6 protein-coding genes are annotated in these 8662 nt (G+C 69.0%); 5 read left to right on the top strand and 1 reads right to left on the bottom strand.

Annotation, left to right across the window (positions count from 1 at the left end; genetic code table 11):
• The first annotated feature begins 348 nt into the window (after positions 1 to 348).
• From IBX53_RS12880 to IBX53_RS12860, 5 genes are all read left to right on the top strand, one after another.
• Entirely contained in the window at positions 349 to 1572 is a 1224-nt protein-coding gene (locus IBX53_RS12880; protein WP_290909865.1) for an ABC transporter substrate-binding protein, read from the top strand.
• A gap of 241 nt (positions 1573 to 1813) precedes the next feature.
• On the top strand, positions 1814 to 3367 hold the full coding sequence (locus IBX53_RS12875; RefSeq protein ID WP_290909863.1) for a fatty acyl-CoA synthetase: 1554 nt from the start codon (positions 1814 to 1816) through the stop codon (positions 3365 to 3367).
• 44 nt (positions 3368 to 3411) lie between these two features.
• Positions 3412 to 4518 (top strand): acyl-CoA dehydrogenase family protein, encoded by a 1107-nt coding sequence (locus IBX53_RS12870; RefSeq protein ID WP_290909866.1) that lies wholly within the window; start codon positions 3412 to 3414, stop codon positions 4516 to 4518.
• Positions 4519 to 4533: 15 nt separating this feature from the next.
• Positions 4534 to 5721, top strand: a complete 1188-nt coding sequence (bktB, locus tag IBX53_RS12865; protein WP_290909862.1) for a beta-ketothiolase BktB — start codon at positions 4534 to 4536, stop codon at positions 5719 to 5721.
• A 17-nt stretch (positions 5722 to 5738) separates the two neighbouring features.
• Positions 5739 to 7391, top strand: coding sequence for a fatty acid--CoA ligase (locus tag IBX53_RS12860; protein ID WP_290909861.1), 1653 nt, complete (start codon positions 5739 to 5741; stop codon positions 7389 to 7391).
• 17 nt (positions 7392 to 7408) lie between these two features.
• On the opposite strand, the gene IBX53_RS12855 is transcribed toward IBX53_RS12860, so the two are convergent.
• Positions 7409 to 8416 carry an AraC family transcriptional regulator gene (locus tag IBX53_RS12855; RefSeq protein WP_290909859.1) on the bottom strand — a complete coding sequence of 336 codons (1008 nt, stop codon included), beginning with the start codon at positions 8414 to 8416 and terminating at the stop codon, positions 7409 to 7411.
• Positions 8417 to 8662 lie beyond the last annotated feature (246 nt).

The raw sequence follows: 8662 nt of genomic DNA, 5'->3' as shown, positions 1-8662 counted from the left end.
TGCATGACGCCCTGGCCCAGCCCGGCCATGGCGAAGACGGCCAAGACGATCATGGCCACGGCCATCGCCACTGAGCGAAAGGCTCGGCGGTAACGTACAGGGGGCGCCTTCGGGTGCCCCCTGACGTTTACGGCACCCTCTATTCCGCCTGGCCGATTATGTCGGCACTTTGTCCCTTTCGTTTGCCTGCTTGATAAAAATGCCCATCAGATTGGCACGAAATGCAAAAAATCTGGCTCGATAGGTCAATTCCGGCCCTGCCTTTGCTCCTACCATGAATACCGGGCGCCGGCCTCGGCGCACCAGAAGCAACGCACAACAACAACGCGACAACGCAAAGGCCTCACCATGATCAAGACCCGTCAGTTCGCCCTGGGCACCCTCGCCGCCTCCGTCCTGCTCGCCTCCCAGGCGGGCGCCGCCGAGATCACCGACAACGAGATCCGCATCGGCTACCTGGCCGACATGTCCGGCGTCTACCGCGACCCCATCGGCCCCCTGGGGCTCGATGCCATCCAGATGGCCATCGAGGACGTCGGTGGCAGCGTGGCCGGCGCCGATATCGTGGTGTTCAGCGCCGACGACCGCAACAGCGCCGACGTGGGCTCCAGCGTCGTTCGCGAGTGGATCGACGAGCGCAACGTCGACATGGTCACCGGCCTGGTGGCCTCCTCCGTGACCCTGGCCGCCGTGCGCCTGCTGGAGGAGGAGAACCGCCTGGGGCTGGTCAACGGCGCCGTCTCCTCCGGGGTGACCAACGAGAGCTGCTCGCCCAACCATATCCACTGGGTCTACGACACCTGGGCCATGTCCAACGGCACCGCCAGCGCCATCACCCGGGAGGGCAACCTCAACTGGTACCTGCTCAGCGCCGACTACTCCTTCGGCCACGCCCTGGAGGCCGACGTGGAGCGGGTGGTCGTCGAGAACGGTGGCACCATCGTCGGCAGCGCCCGCCACCCCTTCCCCAGCACCGACTTCTCGTCGTTCATGCTCCAGGCACAGGCCTCCGGGGCCGATGTGATCGCGCTGAACAACGCCGGCTCCGACACCATCAACGCCATCACCACCGCCGGCGAGTTCGGCATCACCCAGGCGGGCCAGATCCTGGCCGGCATGGTGCTGTTCAGCACGGACGTGCGCAGCATCGGCCTGGACGCCGCCCAGGGCCTGCAGTTCACCACCGCCTGGTTCTACGACCGCGACGAGGAGTCCCGCGCCTGGGCCGAGCGCTTCCGCGAGCGCACCGGCAGCATGCCCACCCAGGTCCACGCCGGCCTCTACTCCAGCACCCTGCACTACCTGCAGGCGGTCGACGCCATCGGCACCGACGAGGCCCAGGCGGTGCGCGAGCAGATGGCCGCGACCCCGATCGACGACATCTTCGCCAGGGGAGGCTACATCCGCGAGGACGGCCGCATGGTGCACGACATGTACCTGGTGGAGGTGAAGTCGCCGGAGGAAGCCGCCGACGAGGACGACCTCTTCCGTCTGGTGCGCACCATCCCCGCCGAGGAGGCCTTCCGCCCGCTCTCCGAAAGCCAGTGTCATCTGGTCAATCAGAGCAGCTGAACATCGCCCGCGAGCCCAGCCCATGACGTCAACCATCAAACCGCCTCACTCAGGCCTCAAGGCCTCGTTGTTCTGGGTGCTGTGCCCGGAGGAGTTCGAGACGGCAGAGCGCCCGCCCCAGGCAAGGGACGGCAGGCCCGCAGGGCATGCCCAAGCTGCCGTCGCGGCATCGAACCGGGCGGCGCTCCCACTCGATGAACGATCGGACGGATCCATGAGGTAGCAGACGATGCCCAGCACGATGACAAGCTCAAGAACAGCGACTCGCACTCAGCAGAACACCATCGGCGCGGCCCTCAACCGCAGCGCCCGCAAGCATGGCGGCAAGCTGGCACTGGCCTTCAACGACCGCCACTGGTCCTACGCTGATCTCAACCGGGCGGTGAACCGGGTCGCCAACCGGTTGCTCGAGTCGGGCCTCGCTCCCGGGGACCGCCTGGCGGTCTACGGCAAGAACTCCGACGCCTACGTGATCGCCTGGCTGGCCGCGACCCGGGCCGGCCTGGTGCACGTGCCGGTGAACTACGCCCTGACCGCCGACGAGCTCGGCTACATCCTCGAGCAGTCCGGCGCCACGGGCCTGCTCAGCGACCTCGGCCTGGCCGACACGGTGACCGCCGCCACCGAGGGCAAGGCGCTGGCACTGTCGGGCACCCTCCATGCCGGGGAGAGCGACGGCTTCGACGTGCTGGCCGCGGCCATGGGCGAGGGCGGCGAGGCCGAGCCGGAGGTGGCGGTGGAGGGCGCAAGCCTCGCCCAGCTGCTCTACACCTCCGGCACCACCGCCGCGCCCAAGGCGGCGATGATGACCCACCAGGCCCTGCTCGCCGAGTACATGGCCTGCATGGTGGAGCTCGACATCAAGGGCGACGAGCCAATGCTGGCCGCCCTGCCGCTCTATCACTCCGCGCAGATGCACGTCTTCCTGATGCCGGCGCTGCTGCTGGGCGCGCCGGTCCACCTGCGCGAGGCGCCGCTGCCCGACGACTGCCTGGCCCAGATCAGCCGCCAGGGCATCGCCTCCTTCTTCGCCCCGCCCACGGTGTGGATCAGCCTGCTGCGCCACCCCGATTTCGAGCGCTCCGACCTGAGCCGCCTGAAGAAGGCCTACTACGGCGCCTCCATCATGCCGGTGCCGGTGCTGGAGGAGCTGCGCCGGCGCATTCCCGGCGTGGGGCTCTACAACTGCTACGGCCAGAGCGAGATCGCTCCCCTGGCCACGGTGCTGCGCCCCGAGGAGCACGACGCCCGGCCGGCCTCGGCGGGCCGTCCGATCCTCACCGTGGAGACCCGCATCGTCGACGCCGAGATGAACGACGTGCCCACCGGGGAGCACGGCGAGATCGTCCACCGCTCGCCCCAGCTGCTCACCGGCTACTGGGACAAGCCCGAGATGACCGAGGAGGCCTTCCTCGGTGGCTGGTTCCACTCCGGCGACGTGGGCTACGTCGACGAGGAGGGTTATCTCTTCATCGTCGACCGCATCAAGGACGTCATCAACACCGGCGGCGTGGTGGTGGCCAGCCGCGAGGTGGAGGAGGGGCTGTTCCAGCATCCGGCCGTCTCCGAGGTGGCGGTGATCGGCCTGCCCGACGAGAAGTGGATAGAGGCCATCACCGCCGTGGTGGTGCTCAAGGAGGGCGAGGCGGCCAGCGAGGAGGCGCTCATCGCCCACGCAAAGCGCGTCATGGCCCATTACAAGGTGCCCAAGCGCGTGCTCTTCGCCGATGCCCTGCCCAAGAGCACCGCCGGCAAGATTCTCAAGCGACACCTGCGCAAGGAGCTGAACGCGTGACCCAGGCCACTCCCCAGGACGAGCTGACGCCGCTCTTCCACGACATGATCTGCCGCTTCCTGGGACAGGAGGTGACACCCCACTACGAGGCGTGGGAGGAGGCCGGCGAGGTGCCCCGCGCACTCTGGAAGCAAATGGGCGAGGCCGGACTGCTGGGCATCGACATGCCGGAGTCCCTGGGGGGTGCCGGCGCCGATTTCGCCATCACCCAGCTGGTCATCGAGGAGATCTCGCGGCGCGGCTACGGCGGCCTGGCCAGCGCCTACAACATCCACGCCAATATCGTCATGCCCTACCTGCTGCATATCGCCACCCCGGAACAGCAGCAGCGCTGGCTGCCGGCCATGGCCAGCGGGGAGGTGATCGGCGCCATCGCCATGACCGAGCCCGGCGCCGGCAGCGACCTGGCCGCCATGAAGACCCGCGCCCGGCGCACCGAGGGCGGCTGGCGGCTGGACGGCGGCAAGCTCTTCATCACCAACGGCCAGGTGGCCGACCTGGTGATCGTCTGCGCCAAGACCGACCCGGAGGCGGGCGCCAAGGGGGTCTCGCTCTTTCTCGTCGACACCACCCTGCCCGGCTTCTCCCGCGGCCAGCCGATCAGGAAGATCGGCCAGCACGCCAGCGACACCGCCGAGCTCTTCTTCGACGGCATCGAGCTGCCCAAGGGTGCCCTGCTCGGCGAGGAGGGCCGGGGCTTCGCCTACCTGATGCAGGAGCTCCCCCGGGAGCGCCTCGGCGTCGGCGCCCAGGCCCTGGGCGCCATGGAGGGTGCCCTGGCGCTGACACTGGAGTACGTCAAGGAGCGCCGCGCCTTCGGCCAGCGGGTGGGCGACTTCCAGAACACCCGCTTCACCCTGGCCGAGGTGCAGGCCGACATCGAGCTGGGCCGCGCCTACCTCGAGAAGTGCATGGCGCAGTATCGCCAGGGCGCCATGGGCCCCACCGAGGCCGCCATCCTCAAGCTGCGCCTAACCGAGATGCAGTGCGCCACCGCCGATACCTGCCTGCAACTGTTTGGCGGCTACGGCTACACCCGCGAATACCCCATCTCGCGCTTCTATCTGGATGCTCGGGTGCAGACCATCTACGCTGGCACCTCGGAGATCATGAAGGAAGTCGTGGCCCGCTCGCTGCTGGGCAGGACCTGAATCAGGAGAGACCCCATGCGTCTGGATTCCGTTGTCATCCTGGGTGGCGCCCGTACCGCCATAGGCGGTTTCGGCGGCAGCCTGGCCGGCCTTGCGCCCCACGAGCTCGGCACCGTCACCGCCCGGGAGGCGCTCAAGCGCTCAGGCGTCGAGGCCGCGGCCATCGACCACGCCGTCTACGGCCATATCATCACCACCGGCCCCGAGGACGTCTACCTGGCGCGCCATATCGCCCGAGAGAGCGGCGTGCCCGACGAGGCCGGCGCCTTCAACGTCAACCGCCTGTGCGGTTCCGGGGTGCAGGCGCTGCTCTCCGCCGCCCAGCAGATCACCCTGGGCGACAGCCGCCTGGCCCTGGCCGGAGGCGCCGAGTCCATGAGCCGGGGCGCCTACCTGCTGCCGCCCCAGGCGCGCAGCGGCCTGCGCATGGGCCACGCGGCGGTCACCGACCTGACCCTCGGCATCCTCAGCGACCCCTTTGGCAGCGGCCACATGGGTTGCACCGCCGAGAACATCGCCCTTCGCTACGGCCTCACTCGCGAGGCGGTGGACCGCTTCGCCATGGAGAGCCATCACAAGGCGGCCCGGGCCATCGCCGAGGGGCGCTTCACCGAGCAGATCGTCCCGGTCACGGTGCGCCAGGGCCGCCAGGAGCGCGTCTTCGACCGCGACGAGCACGTGCGCGAGGGCGTCACTCTGGAGGATCTCGCCCGGCTCCGACCCGCCTTCCAGAAGGAGGGCATCGTCACCGCCGGCAACGCCTCGGGCCTCAACGACGGCGCGGCGAGCCTGGTGCTGGCCCACGCCGACGAGGCCGAGCGCCGCGGTCTCTCGCCGCGTGCACGCTTCCTGGTGGGCACCACCGCCGGGGTCGAGCCGCACCTGATGGGGCTGGGCCCGATTCCCGCCGTGCGCCGCTGCCTGGAGCAGGCAGGGCTCGCCATCGGCGATATCGACGTCATCGAGTCCAACGAGGCCTTCGCCGCCCAGGCCATGGCGGTGGCCGACGAGCTGGGCTTCCCGGCAGAGCGCCTCAACCCCAACGGCGGCGCCGTGGGGCTGGGTCATCCTGTCGGCGCCACCGGCGCCATCCTGGTGATCAAGGCGCTGGCCGAGCTGGAGCGCACCGGCGGCCGCTATGGCCTGATCACCCTCTGCATCGGCGGCGGCCAGGGCATCGCCCTGCTGATCGAGCGCCTGTGACCATAGGAGAGAACACCATGACCACCGTTCACCCCCGGATCCTGCCGCCCACGCCATCAGCCACCAACCCGCCGCTGCTGATAGGCGAGCTGCTGGAGAGCGGCGTACGCATGGCCGGCGACAACCAGATCGTTTACCGCGATCTGAGCCGCCACGACTACCGTCGCTTTCGCGAACGCGTGCACCAGCTCGCCCACCTGCTCAGTGCCCAGGGCGTGCGCGCCGGCGACGTGGTCGCCGTGCTCGACTGGGACAGCCACCGCTACCTGGAGGCCTTCTTCGCCGTGCCCATGCTGGGGGCCATCCTGCACACCGTGAACGTGCGCCTCTCCCCGGAGCAGATCCACTACACCATGGAGCACGCCGAGGACGACTTCGTGCTCGTGCATCGCGACTTCGTGCCGCTGCTGGAGGGGCTTCACGAGCGGCTGCCGCGCATCCGCGGCTACCTGCTCTGCCAGGAGGAGGAGACGCCCCTCGAGACCCGCCTGCCGCTGGTGGGCGAGTACGAGACGCTGCTGGCCGAGCAGCCTGGCCACTACGACTTCCCCACCTTCGACGAGAACGCGGTGGCCACCCTGTTCTACACCACCGGCACCACCGGCAACCCCAAGGGGGTCTACTTCACCCACCGCCAGCTGGTACTGCACACCCTGGGCGAGGCCAGCACCTTCCAGGCCCCGGGGTGCGAGCTGCTCGATCGCGACAAGGTCTACATGCCGATCACCCCCATGTTCCACGTGCATGCCTGGGGCGTGCCCTATACCGCCACCCTGCTCGGCACGACCCAGGTCTACCCCGGGCGCTACGAGCCGGAGATGCTGGTCAAGCTCCTGGTCAGCGAGAAGGTGGACTTCTCCCACTGCGTACCCACCCTGCTCGGCATGGTGTTGGGCGCCGAGCCGGTCGCCTCGGGCCGGGTCGACCTCTCCGGCTGGAAGCTGCTGATCGGCGGCAGCCCCCTGACCCAGGCGCTGGCCCGGCGAGCCCATGAGCTGGGCATCGACACCCGCACCGCCTACGGCATGTCGGAGACCTGCCCGCTGCTCACCGCCGTCATCCTGCCCCGGGATATCGCCGAGGCCGACTTCGAGACCCAGCTGCCATGGCGCTGCAAGGCGGGCGTGGCAGTGCCGCTGGTGCACCTGCAGGTGGTGGACGAGAGCGGCACGCCGCTGCCCCAGGACGGCGAGAGCGTCGGTGAGGTGCGGGTGCGCGCCCCCTGGTTGACCCAGGCCTACTACAAGGAGACCACCCGCAGCGAGGAGCTGTGGCGCGACGGCTGGCTGCATACCGGCGACGTGGCCACCCTCGACGAGCGCGGCTTCCTGCAGATCCGCGACCGCATCAAGGACGTGATCAAGACCGGCGGCGAGTGGATCTCCTCCCTGGAACTGGAGAACCTGATCTCCCAGTGCCCCGGCGTGGCCGAGGTGGCGGTGATCGGCGTGCCCGACGAGCAGTGGGGCGAACGCCCTGCCGCCCTGGTGGTGCCCCTTGACCTCAACGCCCCGCCCACCGACGACGAGGTGCTGACCTTCCTCAAGCAGTTCGTGAGCGAAGGGCGCATCAACCGCTGGGCGCTGCCCTCCTCCATCCGCTTCGTCGACGAGATCCCCAAGACCAGCGTGGGCAAGCTGGACAAGAAGCGCATCCGCCAGGAGGCCTGAGGGACGGGCCCCGGGCGCTACCGGGGTACCGCCAACGCCCGCCGATAGGCGGCGGGGGTATCCCCGGTCCAGCCGCGGAAGGCGCGGCTGAAGCAGGCCTGGTCCTGGAATCCCAGCGACTCGGCCAGGGTCGTCAACGGCTGCTCGCTGCGGGTCAGCGCCTGGATGGCGAAGTCCCGCCGACACTCGTCCTTGACCGCCTGGAAGCGGGTACCCTCCGCCGCCAGGCGCCTCGAGAGGGTGCGCACCGACAGGTGCAGCGCCTCGGCCACCTCCGCCACGCTGGCCGAGTAGACGCCGTGGCGGGTCAGGTACTCGCGCACCCGGTGGGCGAGCAGGCGCTCCTCGAAGGAGACATAGAACCAGTCCGCCGGAGCGCGCTGCAGGAAGGCGCCCAGGTGCTGCTTGGTCTGGCGGATCGGCTCGTCGAGCACCGCTCGATCGAAGTAGATGGCGGTCTGGGGACAGTCGAAGAGCACCCGTCCCGGATAGAAGTAGCGATAGTCGGCACTATGAGCAGGCTGGGGGTAGGCGCACTCCATCAGCAGCGGTGGAATCTTGCGGGCGATCATCCAGGAGGCGATGCCGTGGAGCAGCTTCAGCATCAGCTCGTGCACCAGGATGCGGCTGCCTGCCGGAGCGCAGTGTTCTACGAGGCCGATGCGAACCCGCTCGTCGCCGTGGCTGACCTCGTAGCCGAAGTCATCCAGCAGGATGCGGAAGAACAGCCGATAGCGGTGGAGCGCCACCCTGAGGGTCGGTGCCTCCAGCAGGCTCAGGCAGAGCAGCTTGAGGGTGCCGCCACGCAGCGGCCGGGAGAAGAACCCCGGCGTCTCGTCATCGCACTCGTTGACCAGCAGGCGATAGAGGGTGGCAAACTGCTCCACGGTGACTCGCCCGTGCCGGGTGTCCAGCCAGCCCGGCGAGATGCCGGCGCGGCGCAGCAGGCTGCCGCGCTCGCGGTGAAGCTGTGGCACCCCCCGAAACAGCTCACAGACGAAATGTCTCGATACCGTGACCGTCACTCTGCCCTCCCCTGGCCATCAGGCCGCATGCCCCGGCATGCCCTCGGTTATACGCGATCGCCTTGCCGGCTTCACTTCTCCGTGAGTCGCCTGTGGCGGCGGAACATTCTGTGCCACCATGCCGGAGGGAACGCCACCGGGAACTCTCCATGCTCGAATTTCGTCAGGTCCACAAGGCCTACGCCACGCCTCAGGGGCCGCTGACGGTGCTCGCCGGGGTCGACCTGGCGCTGGCCCCCGGCGAGA

The sequence above is a fragment of the Halomonas sp. genome, from assembly GCF_014859505.1.
Taxonomy (GTDB): domain Bacteria; phylum Pseudomonadota; class Gammaproteobacteria; order Pseudomonadales; family Halomonadaceae; genus Halomonas.
This window is presented reverse-complemented; position numbering and strand designations above follow the sequence as displayed.